Below are 15,606 nucleotides of genomic sequence, written 5' to 3' on the forward strand. Positions count from 1 at the left end.
TCCGTCATTGGTTCCCAGCATGTCCGAATCGCCGGGTACGCCATACGACAGTAGTAGGTTTCCGCGAACTTGCGTAGGAACCGGCGTAACCCCCGGCGAACAGGAACATCTCCTACCATCGGGGCGTGGCAGGGCGTAGGCGCGGTTGGTTCCGTTCGTCGGGAAACGACGAGTGGATCGAACACGCCCGCGCCACCCTGGCGACGGCGTTCCTCGACATGGACCGGCGGCAGAGCGCGGCCGAGGCGGCGGTGCACGCCGCCGAGCAGATTTTCCCGGAGCGGCGGATCGGCGCGCGCTGGGAACCGGTGCGGCACAGATGTTATGGCGCGGCGGAGGTGTACCTGACGCTGAGCGCGGAGCTGGAGGCCGCACAGCAGGGCGGCCCGCCGGTCCCGCAGGGCCGGGAGCGCGTCGACGCCGCGGTACGGCAGCTGACCGACGCGGCGCGCGCGGTCGACGAGTTCTACCGCGGCGACCAGGGCAAGCTCGAAGAGGCGGTGGCCGTGCTCGGTGCGGTGCCGCAGTTGGTGCAGCAGGTGACGGCCGCCGCGGCCGGTGTGCGCGCCCGGGCCGCCGAATCGGAGTTCGAGCACTATCCGTCGGTGCGCCTGCGTGCCGCCGCCGTCGATGAGGCGCTGGTCACACTGGAGGCGGCGGGTGCGGGCGCACCCACGAGCACGGTACGGGAGGCCGCGAACCGGCTGCAGGCGGCCACCGGCGAGCTGGCGGATGCCCTGGCGCAAGCCCCATCTCGGGCCGGGGCGGCGAACACCGCGATATCGTCCGTGACAACCCGCCTTGCCGCCGTCCGGACCAGGGCGGAGGGGGTTCCGCAGGCGTTCTCGGCGCTGCTGCGCGAGTTCAATGCTGCGAGTTCGGCCGATCTGGCTAACAATGAGCGGGAAAGCCAGCGAGCCATCGAGGCCGCGGACGCGGCCCTCGGCAGGGCACGTGCGGCGGCGGTGGCGAACGATCCGGAGTTAGCACTTGATCTGACCACATCCGCGCGCGGGTACCTAGCCGAGGCCGAGCAGCGAGTCGACGCCGTCACCAAGCGGCTGACCCTGCTGCGTGCGATTCGGTCCGACCCGCAAGAACAGGTTAAGGCCGTACGATTCCGGCTGCGGGACGCGCAAATGCTCGCGGTGAGCCGCGGGCTGGTCGCCGAATGGGGTTCGGTGCTCGACGCGCAAGCGGCGCGGATCGACCGAATCAGCGAAACACTGTCGGGGCGTCACCCCGACTACTGGGCCTATGTGGCGGAACTGGATGCCGTCACCGATTTCATAGCCGGGGTAGTGGATCGAATGAGAAGACAAGCAGGACCACGACGAGAATGAGGATGGGGCAACGATGACCGCAGGCATCGCCGTCCAGCAGGAGGTTTGCCTGCGGAAACGCATGCCGCTGCGCCACTTCCGGCAGTTGCACGGACCGGAGGCGAGACGACTGTTCCACCGGCAGCCCGAACCGTTCGGCGACGACCACACCGATCGCGAGCTGCTCGCGATCGGGCTCGGCGCAACGCTGTACGCACCGGCGACCAGGCCCGATCTCGCGCTGACGGTCGGCAGGCGCGCCGAGCACGGTGTGTGTTCGATGGTGATCGACCTCGAAGACGCGGTCGCCGATCACGAGGTGGAGTACGCCAAGCAACAGACCGTCGCCGCGCTCGATCTGCTCGCGGGCAGCCACGACGCCAACCCGCTGTTGTTCGTGCGGGTGCGCGACGCGGACACGATCACCGAGCTGATCGAGCAACTCGGACCGGGCGCCAGGGTGCTGACCGGTTTCGTGTTCCCGAAGTTCGACAGCGTCACCGGCCCGAAGTACCTCAACGCGCTGAACGTGGCGGCCCAGCGGGTGGACCGGCCGCTGTACGGAATGCCGGTGCTGGAGTCGCCGGGGCTGGTGCACCGGGAGACCCGCGACTACGAGCTCACCCAGATCGCGGCGCTGCTGGCCGCGCACCGGGACCGGGTGCTCGCGGTACGGGTCGGCGCGACGGACATGTGTTCGACGTTCGGCATCCGGCGCGATCGCGACCTGACGATCTATGACGTGCGCGTGGTCGCCGACGTGATCGCCGACATCGTGAACTACCTGGGGCGCGCGGACGGCACCGGTTTCGTCATCACGGGACCGGTGTGGGAGTACTTCGCCGACCACGAACGGATGTTCCGGCCGCTGCTGCGGACCGCGCCGTTCGAGGAATCCGACGCGGTGCCGTTCCGGCAGTACCTGGTGAGCCGGGATCTGGACGGCTTGCTGCGGGAGATCACGCTGGACCGGGCCAACGGCATCCAGGGCAAGACGGTGATCCACCCGTCGCACGTGGCCGCCGTGCACGCGCTGTCGGTGGTGACGCACGAGGAGTACTCGGACGCGCTGGACATCCTGCGCGAGGACGTCGGCGGCGTGGCGGCCTCCGGTTACCGGAACAAGATGAACGAGATGCGGCCGCATCGCAGCTGGGCGCGGCAGACGCTGTTGCGTGCACGGGTGTTCGGCGTGGCGAACAAGGGAGTTTCCTTCGTGGATCTGCTGACGGCGTTGGTCACCGTATGAGCCGGACTTCGACCGACCTCGGTCACAACGAAATATTCTGGGCGACAAGAAATCTCGGCATCGGGCTGCATCACGATCCGGACGGCGGCCCGGAGCGGCTGCGTTCGGCGCGGCTGCCGATCACCGCGCTGGTGCAACCGGGCGTTCGCCACAACAATCGGCGTCGGGCACATCTGCTGGTCTCCACCGTGCTCGGCAAGCACCTGCCCACCGATCCGCGCGTGGTGCTCGGCGCGGGCGATCAGCTGGGCGACCTGGTGCGCGCGGTGCTCGGTGCGCGCGAAGCCGTCGTGCTCGGGTTCGCCGAGACCGCGACCGGACTCGGCCACTGCGTGGCCGCCCGGATCGGCGCGCACTGCTACCTGCATTCGACCCGGCGCGCGGTGCCGCACGCGCCGACGCTCGCCGGGTTCGAGGAGGGGCATTCGCACGCCACCTCGCACCTGTTGCAACCGGCGCCGGCCGACATCTTCGTCAACGATCTGCCGCTGGTGCTGGTCGACGACGAGATCTCCACCGGCGCCACCGCGATCGACGCGGTGCGCGCGCTGCACACCTTCGCGCCACGGGCGCACTACGTTCTCGCGTCGCTGGTCGATCTGCGGGCGGAGGCGGATCGCGCCGAATTCGACGCCGCGGCGGCGGAACTCGGCGCCCGCATCGACACGGTCTGCCTCGCCACCGGCCGCGCGTCGCTGCCTCCCGGTCTCGTCGACGCGGTGCGGGCGCTGCCCGAACCACGGCTCAATCCGACCGCCGGACAGGCGGGTTCGTTCGGGCGGGTCGAGATCCCCTGGCCCGCTGCTGTTCCGGAGGGCGGCAGGCACGGCATCCTCGCCGCCGACGCCGACGCGTTCGAGACCGCGCTGCTGGACGCGGGGCAGGTGCTGTCCGCCCGGCTCGACGCCGATTTCCCGGGCCGGGCCGTCATCGTGCTCGGGCACGAGGAACTGATGTACCTGCCGCTGCGGTTGGCGGTGCTGCTCGCCGATTCGGGGACGCCCACACGTTTCCAGACCACCACGCGCTCGCCCGCGTACGTGCTGGACGAGCCCGGGTATCCGCTGCGGCGGGGGTTCCGGTTCATCGCGCCGGAGCCTGGCGATACCGCGCCGCGTTACCTGTACAACGCGCAATGGCCCGGGACTCTCGACCGGTTCGAGGCCGATCCGGCGCTGCTCGTCGCTCCGCCGCTCGGTGCCGATGCCGGCATCATTGATGACGGTGTCGGCAGCGGTGCCGAGGGTGACGCTTCGGCGACCGATCCGGTGCTGGTCGTCGTGGTCGACTCGCCGGCCGACACGGCGGAGCTGATGGCCGAGCACGGGCTGGTCGACGTGCTGACCGCCTCCGGGGCGGATGTGCTGCTCGCCGTGCTGCCGGAGGCGGACCCGCGGCGGCTGCACGCCGAACGCGCGCAGGCGGCGCAGGGGAGCCGAGCGTGACGAGCACCAGGGTGGGTGCGCTACCCACGCCGCTGCACGGACCGGAGTTCGGCTCCTACGCGGCCGATGAGGTCTCCTGGCTGCTGAAGGACCTCTCGGACGTCGATCTGGAGGCCGACGTCGCCGAGCGCGAACGGCGGATCCAGGCGGGGAAGGCGCACTACGCGGAGTCGCTGCCGATCGAGTACCAGCCGGACGCGGCGTACCGGTCGCTGTTCGACGAGGTGCTCGCGACCAGCGCCGAGCGGCTCGCGCTGGCCGTGGCGACCGTGTCGGAACTGGTCGTCGCCGAACGCGGCGCGGACATCGTCCTGGTGTCGCTGGCCCGAGCGGGCACGCCGGTCGGCATCCTGATGCGCCGTTGGCTGCGTTCGCGGCGGGCGAGTCTCGAGGTGCCGCACTATGCGGTGTCGATCGTGCGGGATCGCGGCATCGACGCGGTGGCGCTGGACTATCTGGCCGCGCATCACGACCCGGCCTCGGTCGTGTTCGTCGACGGCTGGACCGGCAAAGGGGCGATCACCCGCGAGCTCACCGAGGCACTGGACGCCTATCACGCGGCCGGTGGCCCCCGGTTCGACGACGAATTGGCGGTACTGGCCGATCCCGGGCACTGCGTGCGCACCTACGGCACGCGCGACGACTTCTTGATCGCCTCGGCGTGCCTCAATTCGACGGTATCCGGTTTGGTCTCGCGCACCGTCCTGAACGACACGCTGATCGGCCCCGACGACTTCCACGGCGCCAAGTTCTACCGCGAACTGGCCGGTGACGACGTGTCCGGGCGTCTGCTGGACACCGTGAGCGGCGCCTTCGACGCGATCCGCGACCGGGTGCCCGCGCAGGTCGCCGAGATCCGCGCGAGTGACCGGACGCCCACTTGGACCGGCTGGGCGTCCGTGGAGCAGGTGCGCGAGCAGTACGGCATCACCAGCGTGAATTTCGTGAAACCCGGCGTCGGCGAGACCACCCGGGTGCTGCTGCGGCGGGTGCCGTGGCGGGTGCTGGTGCGTGAGGCGGACGCGCCGGAGCACGCGCACATCCGCCTGCTCGCCGCGTCCCGGGGTGTCCCGGTCGACGTCGTCCCCGACCTGGCATATTCGTGCATGGGATTGATCAAGGACGTGCAGCAGTGAACCTATCTCCGAGAGCCCACCGAAGACGTGCGCTGATCGCGACCGACCTGGACCGGACGATGATCTACTCGCGTAACGCCTTCAGCACCGCCGCCGACGTGCCGACGGTCTGCGTGGAGCATCTGGAAGGGGCGCCGCTGTCGTTCATGACGACCACCGCGGCGCTGCGGATGCAGACCCTGACCGAACCCGCCGCCGTCATTCCCACCACCACCCGCACCATCAAACAGTTCGACCGCATCCGGCTGCCCGGAGCGCCGTGGCGCTACGCGATCACCAGTAACGGCGGGAACATCCTGGTCGACGGCGTACCCGACCTGAGCTGGCGCATCGCCATCGACGCCCAGGTTCGCGCGGGGGGCGCCACGTTGTCCGAGGTGAGCAAAGAACTGCACACCCGCATCGATGACTCTTGGGTCACGAAGTTCCGCGTGGCCGACCATTTGTTCTGCTACCTGGTGGTGCACCCCAAAGAGGTGCCCGAGGGGTTCTTGGCCGAGTGGGACGAATGGTGTCGTCCACGCGGTTGGTCCGCATCCCAGCAGGGCCGCAAGATTTATACGATGCCGCAGGTCGTCTGCAAGAGCCGCGCGGTCGCCGAGGTGCGCAAGCGTCTCTGGGAAAGCGGAGAACTCGCCGACGAGGCCCGCACACTCGCGGCGGGCGACGGCGCCCTCGACGCCGAAATGCTCCGCGCCGCCGACTCCGCCATCCGCCCCCGCCACGGCGAACTCGAACAACTCAACTGGACCCACCCCAATCTCACCATCACCCGAGCCACCGGCATCCTCGCGGGCGAGGAGATCATCAACTGGTTCATCAAGGGAGCTCCGGCTTCCGCCGAGTAGCCAGCACGGCATCCGTGTATTGCTCGGCGGTGAGGTCGGTGTCCGCGATTCCGAGTTGACGAAGTGTGGACCGCACTACCTCCAGCGCTTCCGCCGGCTCCGATTCAGCCACCATGGTCTCGAGCTCGATGAAGCCGACACCGAGCCCTGGCGCAGGATGCACCGAAACTGCGCAGTCGATGGATCCTTCCGATCTCTGGAGCAAGCGCGCTTCGTTGCGAATGTCCACTGCGGCCACGGTCCCGGCTGCAAGCAGTACCTGTCCGCCTCGGCCTACAGTTTCGGGTTGTCGGAGGATTAGCCGTGGACGGGCAGGGAAGGGGCCAACAAGGCGGTCCCGCCGCCTGGATGGAGCACGCCGATGGGACGTGGTCGGTCGCGGATGAGTACGGATTCGCCGGCGAACCTTTCCTAGTCATCGACGGAAAGGCATTCCGGATCGACTCGACCAGCGGATAGTCGTGTCCGCCTATCGGCCGATCGGGATGGATTCGCTTGCTTCCACAGCGCTGGAGGTCGGCTCGAAGGTGGACTTGAAGTCCGGACATTCGACCAAGGGGTCGTGGGTACAGGTGGAGGCGTGGCGGAGGCTGTCGCGCATGCGGATGAGGCGGGCTATGTCGTTGTCGAGTTCTCGTGCTTTTTCCGCCATGCGGGTGCGTAGTTCGGCGTCGGTGGGGGAGGCGCGCAGGAAGCGGGCGATTTCGGCGAGGGTGAAACCGGCGCCTCGGGCGCAGGAGATGAGGGCGAGGCGGTTCAGGATGTCGGGGTGGTAGGTGCGGCGTAGGCCGTTGCGGCCGGTCGCTGCGATGAGACCGCGCTTTTCGTAGAAGCGCAGGGCGGAGGGGGCGAGGCCGGTTTGCGCGCCGACCTCGGCGATATCGAGCAGGTCGGTCATCTCGTCTCCTTGACTTGAACCGCGCTTCAAGTCACAGACTAGCTCGCATGACAATCCATCACCTCAATTGCGGCTCGGTGCGGCAGATCGAAGCCACCTACGACGGCCCCGCCCCCGCCCATGCCGTGAACCACTGCTTGCTGGTCGAGACGGCGTCCGACGGACTGGTCCTGATCGAGACGGGCATCGGACTCGATGACGTGCGCGACCCGGCGGGCACCCTCGGTACGGACTGGGTCACGATGGCCCAGCCCGTGCTCGCCGAAGACGAGACCGCGATCCGGCAGGTCGAGCGGCTCGGCTACGACCCCGCCGACGTCCGGCACATCGTCCTCACCCACCTCGACGTGGATCACTGCGGCGGACTGCCCGACTTCCCGCACGCGCGGGTCCATGTGCTCGCCGCCGAGCTGGCGGCGGCGCAGGCCGAAGCCCCGAGTTTCCGCTACCGCCCCGCGCACTGGGCGCACGACCCGCACTGGGTGACCTATCCGTCGGACCCGACCGGGAAGTGGTTCGGCTTCGACGCGATCCAGCCGAAGGACCTGCCCGACGACTTCCAGCTGATCCCGCTGGGCGGGCACACCGCGGGCCACACCGGTGTCGCCGTCCGCGCCGGCGACAGCTGGTTGCTGCACTGCGGCGACGCGTACTACTACCACCGCGAACTCGACCCGGCTCCGCAGCCGCACCCGGTGCTCGACATCGTGCAGACCGGCTCCGAGGTCCACCACGACCTGCGGCTGGGCACCCAGGCGCGGTTGCGCGAACTACGCCGCGATCATGGTCACGAGATCACGTTGATCAGCGCGCACGACCCGTGGGAGTTCCAGCGCGCGAGCTGACTCACCGACGCTGCCAGCACTGCGCCCGATCGCCGAGGTTCCACCAGGAGACGTAGTCCTGGTCCTGGTCGAGCACCGTCCATCCGGCCTCCAGCATGTCGAAGAACGCGCTGTCGGCCGTGCGTCCGCCGCGCGGTTCGCCGACGTAGATCAGCGACGAACCGCCCGCCTCCTGGTAGGCGGCGAGGGTGCTGGAGGCCATCGGGTTCTCCCAGCCGGGCGGCCAGCAGAGGAACAGCGCGTGGTCGGCGTGCGCGGCGACCAGCTCGGCTGGGGAGGACGGCGGCGTGGCGGTGGGATGCCAGGTCGTGGTTTGTCCCGCCGCGGCCGGGAACGCGGTATTGATCGTGCGGTCGGGCGGATGCGAGTCGAAAGCGCTGGTAAGCGCACCGATTCGAGTGAGCTGATGCGCCCAGTAGCCACGCCCGGCGCCGACCTCGAGGATCGGCCTGCCTTGCGCTACATCCGCCACCCACCGCAGCGTCGCGGGGGAGGGGATCGCGTAGGCGTAGGCGGCTTGCAGGAGGATCTGCGCGTAGGCGAGCCGGGCACTGCCTTTCGGATTTCCGCCGTTCACCTCCGCACGGTTCCCGCGTTCCCTCGGCGCGGGCGACACCGCCGCGGCGACGATGTCCCAATACGGGTTCGTGCTCACGCCACCCGTCATGTAGTGCAGCAGGTGTAGGTCGAACGTGGCGTCGGCGATGTCGTCGCCGGTACCGGGTAGCCGGCCCGCGGTGGCCCAATAATCGGCGACCCGCGGATACGCTGTCGCGAAACTGGATTCGTCCTGGACCAGGTCCGTCAGCGCCGTGCGACGCTGCGGCGAAAGCGCCAAGTCAGCCATTCCCCGATTCTCCGACGACCGTCACCGGGCGCCGGGGAACATCGGGACGAGTTCACCGATCCGTCGCGAATCCTTCGATACGCGTACAGGATTGGCCTATCGGACCGAGTTATCCTGACGCGATCCGTCTACCGGCCTACTCGGCGTCGCGGATCGACACCAGTCCGCCGAGCGTGCCGAGGTAGGCGGCGCCGTCGGGGCCGATGGCGATTCCGGCGTAGTTGTTGTTGAAGCCGAGACCCGTGCCGGACAACTGTTTCCACACGGTCGCGCCGGTGCGGTAGTCGAGGGCGGTCCAGTACCAGGGATCGCTCGGGTCGGCGCCTTTCGTATAGGTGTAGATCAGGCCGGTGGCCAGGGACAGCTTCGGTACCACCGTGGGCGCGGCTTCGACCGAGTTGGTCCAGGTCAGTTGGCAGCCGTTGCCGTCGGCGTCGATGTCGACACGGGCGAACCCCGGAGTGGTGGTCTTTCCGGACGCGACCGCGTCGGGATGCGAATACCCGTGATTGTTCTCGACGATGAGCGAGCGCCCCGCACCGATCAACGAATTCTCCGTGGCACCACGGTCGGGTTCGAACACCGGTACCGCGCAGACCTGCCGTTCGGCGACCGACGGCGCCGTGCGGTAGACGACGATGTTCATCGGATCGGCATTGTCGGTGATGGCGACATAGCCGTCCGGCAGCACTGTGGGGGTGGTACCGGATCCGTCGTCCACCTGGCCCGGCTTGCGCTGGTAGCTGTTGGCATAGGTGGTCTGCCAGGTGATCTGCGGTGCGCCGTCGGGTCCGGCGTCGAAACGGAGAAGTCGCCGGTTGGTGGCGACGTACACCTCACCGGCCGCGCCGACCGCGAACGAATTCTCGATCTGGTTCTCCGTGCCCGCTCCGAGCCGAACCACCCGCGCCGCACCGGTATCCGGATCGAGCGTGCCGACCACGCCGTTCGTCTTGGCCACGAACCAGATCAGGCCGTTGGAATCCGGCAGCGCCGAGTTCAGCGTCTCGCCCTGGCGCAGCACGCCGGTCAGGTCGTAGTCGCGCACCAGCGAGAAGCCGTCGGCGGCAGCATTCTCGGCGAACACTTGGATGTGCCCGGTGCTGGTGCCCACTACAGCGCGGTCCTCGTCGTCGAGGTAGAAGTACCCGCCGCCGACGAAATTGTTGAATGCGCCGGGCTGCAATATATCGATGGGGCTCTTGCCGGGCAGAGGATGTTTGCCGAGCACAGTCATCGTCGCCGGGTCGATGAGATAGAGCCCCGGTTGCAGCCCGAGGCAGGTGGTGACGATTCGGCCGGCGCGGTCGAACGCCACCGAACCGCACTCGCTGCCGAGCAACAGGGAATCGGTCCGAGGCGCCCGGCCGAGCGGACCGGGGCGGGTATAGGTGTCGCTCATCCACCCGTCGTTGTGGACGCCCGAATTCCCGTTCGGCGCCAGATGGGGGTTCTGCGGGACCGGCGGGATGCCGGTGACCGGGTCACCGCTCGCGGCGGCACCGACGAAGCGCGGCGGTTCCGACGCGGCCGGAACGGAAGGGATCGGCACCGCGGCGGCGGGAACCGCTACTGCGGCGAGCAGCGCCGCGGGCAGCGCCGCGCGCCGGACCTGGGAGGAGAGGATGTGAAACACGAATGAACGGTATCCAGATCCGGCGGGCCGCGAATCCCCCACGCGGGTGATCACGCGGGCCCCGGCTGCGACCGGGAACCGGTCCGGGAGTCAGTACTGCTGCTGGCCGGCGAGCTGCTGCGCGATGAGCCCTTGCAGTCTTTGCAGGCCGCCGACGGTGATGCCGCTCTGGATCTGTCCCTCGATGGTCCGCACCAGCATCGAATCGCTGAGCACCTTCTCGCTGGACTGGATCAGCACGGTCCCCGCACCCGTGAACTCGAACTGGCGCTCCTCACCGGAGTTCACGCCGAAGCGCGCCGCACCGGCGGCCAGGAAGTTGGAGATCCATCCTTCGTCGTAGTGGTGGCTGGGGGAGGGGCAATCCGCCCATCCGACCAGTGATTCCGGGTCGACGCGCAGCGGCGGCTCCGCGAACATGACCGGGCCGTTGGACGAGGCGAGGAACTTGCCGGTGCCGATGAGGGTGAGGAACCCGGGCACGATGGACTGGTTGAGCGACAGGCCCGGCTCGAAGGCCAGCAGATTCGCCGCCCGGATGGTCAGGTTGCCGTTGTCCTCGAGATCGTAGGAATTGATGTCGTAGCCGCGGTCGCCGATGATCAGCTTGCCGTGCCCCTCCGCGACGACGTAATCGCCGGTGAACAACGGCGCGGAGAACTGCTGCGACACCATATGCAGCAGCCCGCCCTGCAATCCGTGCGTGAGCATCTGGAACCGCATGTCGCCGTAATAGGCGATCATCGCGCCCTTGCGCATGAACCACGGTTTGTTCAGGTCGATGCAGTACGCGTAGCTGTTTCCCGGGATGTTGTCGCTCTCACCGAGATTCATGGGGTTGAGGATCTGGGACATACCCTGCTCACAACTTCTCTTCGGAGGCCTGCACGTAGACGACGCCCTGCCCGACGCAATGCAGCTGCATCGCCTCCCCGGAGCCACGGCCGACGGCGTCGCGCCAGCTCAGCGCCGACTTGAGCTCGGTCTGCACGTTGCCGTAGGCGGCGACGAAGGCTTGCGGGTCGACCACGATCGGATTCGGCCCGCCCACTTGCAGTTCCAGGAATCCGCCGTGCCCGAGCAGCACCGCGGCGCCGTGCCCGGACAGCTGGGTGGTGAACATGCCCTGGCCGGTCAACGCGCCCGAGGCCGCGCCGCGCAGCGCGCCCATCAGGCCGCCGCCCCCGCCCCCTCCGCCCGAACTCATGACGGAGACCACCGAACTCTGCAACCCGGCGGTGTTGGCCAGCAGCCGAGATGCCTCGACGCGTAGCGTCGCACCCGGCTGCAGGTGCACCACGTGAACCTCCAGGCCGGCGAATCCGTAATGGACCACGCCGTTGCCCTGCGCGAGCATGGTGCGCTCGTGTTCACCCGCCATCGCACGGCCCGCGAGACCCATCAGCCCGCCCATGCCGCCCATGCCCTGGGCGCCCGGGATCTGATGCGGCGCGAAAGACACAGCGCCCGTATAGAACAGCATCGCGCCGTTGCGAGCGACCACCCCACCCGCCATGCCGACGTCGACCTTGACGACTTTGCCGTTGACCTTCTCGAACACCGCTCGCCCTACCGTTCCGCCGGTTGGATCGACACCACGCCCTGGCCGTCCCAGCGCAACGAGAACGCCTCGCCCGCGTCCTGGCCGACGAAACTGCGCCACGACACGTCGGTGACGAAGGACTGGTTGAGGTTCCCGCGTGCGGCGACGAACGCGTCCGGATCCACCACCAGCGGATACTGTGGGGAGACCTCCAGATGGATGAGCGGGCCACCGGCCGAGAGCAGCGCGACCTGACCCTGGCCGGAGACGGTCGTGGTGAACAGGCCCTGCCCGGTGGACGCACCGCGCAACCCGGCGAAGCGTACGTCGGTGCGCAGGTTTCCGGCGAAGGCGAGCAACTGCTGCGACTCCACCTGCAGCGTCTCGTTGTTCAGGTTCACCACGGTGACGTGCTGGCCGTTGACCGCGAAGAACACCCTGCCGTGCCCGGCGCATTCCATCAGCGACAGTTTCTCGCCGGTGGCCCGGCGCTTCAGCCCGGCGAGCACGCCGTCGCCCCCGCCGAAACCGGCCGCTTTGAACTGCACGTTTCCTTCGTAGGCGATCATCGAACCGGAGATCGCGCGGAGGCTGGTCCCGGACAGGTGAGCCTCGATCACCTTCTTCGATTGTTCGAACAGTTGCGCCATGCGATGTTTGCCTGCTGTCTCGATCGGGAACACGATGTGACCGCCGTATTCCATCTGCGTGCCGTCACCCTAACCGATGCATTCGCGGGTGTCGGGGCAGCGCGGCCGTCCAGTACAAGCGCCGCGCAACGCGTTTCTCGTAGAGTGTCAGGCGAACGCACCGACAAGCGAAGGGTCGAACTTGTCCGCAACACTCGCCAAGGGCCAGAACGGTCCGCTGGCCACCAACGACGTGGTGATTTCCGTCCAGCTCTCGGCTCCGGCGGATCTGTCGGCACTACTGGTCACCGAGCGGGGCAAGGTCCGTTCCGACGCCGACTTCGTCTTCTTCAACCAGCCCAGCGGTCCCGGCGTCAACCTGCAGCCCGCCCCCGCGGGACAGCCCGCGTCGCTGGCGGTGTCGTTGCACGCGGTGCCCGCCGACATCGACCAGATTCGCGCGGTGATCACGCTGGACGACGCGAACAGCAACTTCGGCCAGTTCCCCGCCCCCACCGCGATCGTGTCGGACGCGGCCGGTAACCGGTTGTACGAGTACCGGATCGAAGGACTGAACACCGAGTCGATCGTGATCGCGCTCGAGCTCTACCGCCGCCAGGGCGCGTGGAAAGTGCGCGCGGTCGGACAGGGGTACGCCGGCGGTTTCGCCGCGCTGGTCACCGATCACGGTGTGACGGTCGACGACGCTCCGGCCCAGCCGGCGCAGGCGCCGCAGGCCCCGCCGCCGCCTCCGCAGCAGCCGGTCCAGCAGCCGCCGAACTACCCGCCGCCGACCACCCCGGCGTACCCGACCCAGCAGCAGTCGCCGCAGTACGCGCCGCCCGGGCCCGGTTACCCGCCTGGCCCCGGCTACCCGCCGCCCGGCCCCGGTCAGCCGCCGCAGGGCGGGCCCGGTTACCCGCCGCCCGGTCCCGGTTACCCGCCGCCGCCCGCCCCCGGCTACCAGCAGCCCGGCCAGCCGCCGCAGCCGCCGCAACAGCCCGCCGAGGTCAGCCTGAGCAAGGACCGCCCGGTCAGCCTGGTCAAGGGCCAGCGGGTGACGTTGCGTAAGGAAGGCGCCGCGCTGACCTTCGTCAAGATGGGCCTCGGCTGGGATCCGGTGCGCAGTCGCGGCATGTTCGGCAACCGCACGGTCGACATCGACCTCGACGCGTCGGTCATCATGTTCGCCGACATGAACCCGGTCGACGTCGCCTACTACGGCCAGTTGACCTCCAAGGACGGCTCGATCCGCCACCAGGGCGACAACCTCACCGGCGAGGGCGAGGGCGACGACGAGATGATCCTGGTCGACCTGACCCGCATCCCGGCGCACATCACCACGCTGGTCTTCGTCGTCACCTCCTACAAGGGCCACACCTTCGAGCAGGTGCAGAACGCGTTCTGCCGCTTGGTCGACGGGACGAACAACGGCGAACTGGCCAGGTACACCCTCGCCGGCGGCATGCCGTTCACCGCGATGGCGATGTCCAAGCTGTACCGGGTGGGCAACGACTGGAAATTGCAGGCGCTCGGTGAGGGCTTCCAGGCCAAGCATCCGGGTGAGGCGGTGCCGCAACTCGGCCGGTTCCTCGTCAACGGTTGACCGGCGGCGGACAGCGGGGCGGATACGGTGATTCAACTGCAAGCCGGTCAGAACATCCCATTGACCGGTGAGGTCGTTCGTTTCAGCGCGAAAGCCGAGGCTGCCCTCGATGTTTCCGCGCTGGTCGTCGCCGAGAACCTGAAGGTTTTCTCCAGCGACGATTTCGTCTTCTACAACCAGCCCGCCACGCCAGGGGTCGCCCTGGCCGCCGACGGGGTCACGATCACGCTCACCGAGGTACGCGCCGACGCGAAGGCCGTGCTGCTGGTGGTGAGCGCCGACCCGGCCGCCCCCGCGCGGGCGGACGGCCTCGGGCCGGTCACCGCCACGTTGTTCGAGAACGACAGCACGACCGCGGAGTTCGCGATCACGCCGTCGTCCGGTGAGACGGCGCTGATCTGTCTGGAGGTGTACCGGCGCGGCCCGGCCTGGAAACTGCGCGCGGTGGGCCAGGGCTACGCGGGCGGGCTGGCCGTGCTGCTCACGGCGCACGGCGTCGAGGTCGACGGTGCGTCCCCGGAGCCGGGGCAACCCGGCACGCACACCATGGCCGGCCCACTGGCCGGTGACGCGCAGATCGCCGCCGCCGGTGCGCCGCTGGAAGTCGGTCACGGCTTGGAGCGGCTGTGGATGGTGTTCGAGGACGCCGCGCGGTCGGCCGCCGCGCTGGTCTCGGCGCGGGAGTACGCGGCCAAGCGGCTGGACAACGAACTGTCGCTCGCCGTCTCGGATCCGGCGACCAGGAACACTCCCGAAGCCGAGCAGGCGCGTCGCGTCGCGCAGCAACGGCACGACGAGCTCGTCGGCACCGCCGAGCACAACCACCAGCGCGACGCCGAACAGCTGAAGGGCGAACTCGCCGAGGCCGACCGGATGCTGCCACGCGCTTTGGCGTCGTGGGACTCGCCTGCCTGGGACAAGCCGCCTGCGCCGAGCGACGGCATCCGGCTCGGTGAGCTGTACGCCCTCGACCGGGGATCGCTGCGCATCCCGTATTGCGTTCCGGTGCCGCTGAACCGGCCGCTGTGGATCGATGCCGAATCGACCCGCGCGGTCGCGCCCGTTGTGGGCGCGCTGCTGGCGCGATTGCTCGCCACGGCGCCGCAACGGCGGACGCTGGTCGACATCATCGATCTCACCGACGCGTTCAGCGGCTTCACCGGCCTGCTCGCTCCGGTGCTGAACGGCCCGCCGATCACCGACCACGCCGACATCTCGGAGCGGTTGCAGGCGCTGGTCGACGCGGCCGAACTCGCCGAATTGGCCTACACGAGTGGCGCCTTCACGCCACCCGCCGAGCATCGGGTGCTGTTGGCGGCGGATTTCCCGCACGGCTACCAGAGTTCGGACGCCCAGCGGATCGGCGCGTTGATCACGCGGGGCGAGTTGATCGGACTGTCCATCGTGATCGTCGGCGCGAACGAATCCGATTCGGCCGACACCACCGTCGCGATGCTGTCGCAGTCGTGCCGCCACCTGCCGACCGTCGACGGCACGCCACTGTTCGATCCGTGGACCGGTAGCGCGTGGCAGCTGGATCTGGACATGTTGCCGCAGGAACCGGAGCGGCAGGCCCGCTTCCTGCACACCAGGTGAGCGCCT

General features: G+C 68.7%; 15 protein-coding genes. 8 read left to right on the forward strand and 7 right to left on the reverse strand.

Annotated features, from left to right (window positions below):
- Positions 1-125: 125 nt before the first annotated feature.
- Genes GVY64_RS13490 through GVY64_RS13510 form a run of 5 tightly spaced genes read left to right on the forward strand, consistent with a single transcriptional unit; the run spans position 126 to position 6,000 of the window.
- Positions 126-1,343 carry a hypothetical protein gene (locus GVY64_RS13490; protein ID WP_236566810.1) on the forward strand — a complete coding sequence of 406 codons (1,218 nt, stop codon included), beginning with the start codon at positions 126-128 and terminating at the stop codon, positions 1,341-1,343.
- A gap of 13 nt (positions 1,344-1,356) precedes the next feature.
- The gene (locus tag GVY64_RS13495) at positions 1,357-2,571 is read left to right on the forward strand and encodes an HpcH/HpaI aldolase/citrate lyase family protein (protein ID WP_159841215.1); all 1,215 of its coding nucleotides are present in this window, start codon (positions 1,357-1,359) and stop codon (positions 2,569-2,571) included.
- Positions 2,568-4,016, forward strand: coding sequence for a phosphoribosyltransferase family protein (locus GVY64_RS13500; RefSeq protein ID WP_159841217.1), 1,449 nt, complete (start codon positions 2,568-2,570; stop codon positions 4,014-4,016). Before GVY64_RS13495 ends, GVY64_RS13500 begins: the two co-directional genes overlap by 4 nt.
- The gene (locus tag GVY64_RS13505) at positions 4,013-5,152 is read left to right on the forward strand and encodes a cysteine protease StiP family protein (protein WP_236566811.1); all 1,140 of its coding nucleotides are present in this window, start codon (positions 4,013-4,015) and stop codon (positions 5,150-5,152) included. Before GVY64_RS13500 ends, GVY64_RS13505 begins: the two co-directional genes overlap by 4 nt.
- A gap of 59 nt (positions 5,153-5,211) precedes the next feature.
- Positions 5,212-6,000, forward strand: a complete 789-nt coding sequence (locus tag GVY64_RS13510) for an HAD family hydrolase (RefSeq protein WP_159841267.1) — start codon at positions 5,212-5,214, stop codon at positions 5,998-6,000.
- Here GVY64_RS13510 and GVY64_RS13515 read toward each other — a convergent pair.
- Together GVY64_RS13515 and GVY64_RS13520 are read right to left on the reverse strand one after the other, a co-directional pair.
- Entirely contained in the window at positions 5,972-6,229 is a 258-nt protein-coding gene (locus tag GVY64_RS13515) for a hypothetical protein (RefSeq protein WP_159841219.1), read from the reverse strand. The two genes, GVY64_RS13510 and GVY64_RS13515, sit on opposite strands and share 29 nt — an antisense overlap.
- 240 nt (positions 6,230-6,469) lie before the next feature.
- Entirely contained in the window at positions 6,470-6,898 is a 429-nt protein-coding gene (locus GVY64_RS13520) for a MerR family transcriptional regulator (protein ID WP_159841221.1), read from the reverse strand.
- Between the two features lie 47 nt (positions 6,899-6,945).
- Here GVY64_RS13520 and GVY64_RS13525 point away from each other — a divergent pair, with 47 nt between their 5' ends.
- Positions 6,946-7,743, forward strand: coding sequence for an MBL fold metallo-hydrolase (locus GVY64_RS13525; RefSeq protein ID WP_159841223.1), 798 nt, complete (start codon positions 6,946-6,948; stop codon positions 7,741-7,743).
- Between the two features lies 1 nt (position 7,744).
- On the opposite strand, the gene GVY64_RS13530 is transcribed toward GVY64_RS13525, so the two are convergent.
- The 5 genes from GVY64_RS13530 to GVY64_RS13550 form a co-directional block, all read right to left on the reverse strand.
- Entirely contained in the window at positions 7,745-8,590 is an 846-nt protein-coding gene (locus tag GVY64_RS13530) for a hypothetical protein (protein ID WP_159841225.1), read from the reverse strand.
- A gap of 136 nt (positions 8,591-8,726) precedes the next feature.
- Positions 8,727-10,226, reverse strand: coding sequence for a hypothetical protein (locus tag GVY64_RS13535; protein ID WP_159841227.1), 1,500 nt, complete (start codon positions 10,224-10,226; stop codon positions 8,727-8,729).
- Positions 10,227-10,316: 90 nt separating this feature from the next.
- On the reverse strand, positions 10,317-11,081 hold the full coding sequence (locus GVY64_RS13540) for an AIM24 family protein (RefSeq protein ID WP_063016753.1): 765 nt from the start codon (positions 11,079-11,081) through the stop codon (positions 10,317-10,319).
- Between the two features lie 7 nt (positions 11,082-11,088).
- Complete coding sequence (locus GVY64_RS13545) at positions 11,089-11,787, reverse strand: AIM24 family protein (protein WP_159841229.1); 699 nt, start codon at positions 11,785-11,787, stop codon at positions 11,089-11,091.
- An 8-nt stretch (positions 11,788-11,795) separates the two neighbouring features.
- Positions 11,796-12,419 (reverse strand): AIM24 family protein, encoded by a 624-nt coding sequence (locus GVY64_RS13550; RefSeq protein WP_159841269.1) that lies wholly within the window; start codon positions 12,417-12,419, stop codon positions 11,796-11,798.
- A gap of 181 nt (positions 12,420-12,600) precedes the next feature.
- Between GVY64_RS13550 and GVY64_RS13555 the strand changes: the two genes are divergently transcribed.
- The gene (locus tag GVY64_RS13555) at positions 12,601-14,004 is read left to right on the forward strand and encodes a TerD family protein (protein WP_159841231.1); all 1,404 of its coding nucleotides are present in this window, start codon (positions 12,601-12,603) and stop codon (positions 14,002-14,004) included.
- A gap of 27 nt (positions 14,005-14,031) precedes the next feature.
- Positions 14,032-15,600: a TerD family protein gene (locus tag GVY64_RS13560; protein ID WP_159841233.1), complete on the forward strand. Its 1,569-nt coding sequence runs from the start codon at positions 14,032-14,034 to the stop codon at positions 15,598-15,600.
- Positions 15,601-15,606 lie beyond the last annotated feature (6 nt).

The sequence above is a fragment of the Nocardia sp. CY41 genome (genome assembly GCF_009829325.1).
Lineage (GTDB): Bacteria > Actinomycetota > Actinomycetes > Mycobacteriales > Mycobacteriaceae > Nocardia.

What these genes read in the sequence shown, in the direction of transcription:
- GVY64_RS13525 (WP_159841223.1), top strand. Translation starts at nt 6,946, where the DNA reads ATGACAATCCATCACCTCAATTGCGGCTCGGTGCGGCAGATCGAAGCC.
- GVY64_RS13540 (WP_063016753.1), bottom strand. Translation starts at nt 11,081, where the DNA reads ATGTCCCAGATCCTCAACCCCATGAATCTCGGTGAGAGCGACAACATC.
- GVY64_RS13550 (WP_159841269.1), bottom strand. Translation starts at nt 12,419, where the DNA reads ATGGCGCAACTGTTCGAACAATCGAAGAAGGTGATCGAGGCTCACCTG.
- GVY64_RS13520 (WP_159841221.1), bottom strand. Translation starts at nt 6,898, where the DNA reads ATGACCGACCTGCTCGATATCGCCGAGGTCGGCGCGCAAACCGGCCTC.
- GVY64_RS13500 (WP_159841217.1), top strand. Translation starts at nt 2,568, where the DNA reads ATGAGCCGGACTTCGACCGACCTCGGTCACAACGAAATATTCTGGGCG.
- GVY64_RS13530 (WP_159841225.1), bottom strand. Translation starts at nt 8,590, where the DNA reads ATGGCTGACTTGGCGCTTTCGCCGCAGCGTCGCACGGCGCTGACGGAC.
- GVY64_RS13495 (WP_159841215.1), top strand. Translation starts at nt 1,357, where the DNA reads ATGACCGCAGGCATCGCCGTCCAGCAGGAGGTTTGCCTGCGGAAACGC.
- GVY64_RS13510 (WP_159841267.1), top strand. Translation starts at nt 5,212, where the DNA reads ATGATCTACTCGCGTAACGCCTTCAGCACCGCCGCCGACGTGCCGACG.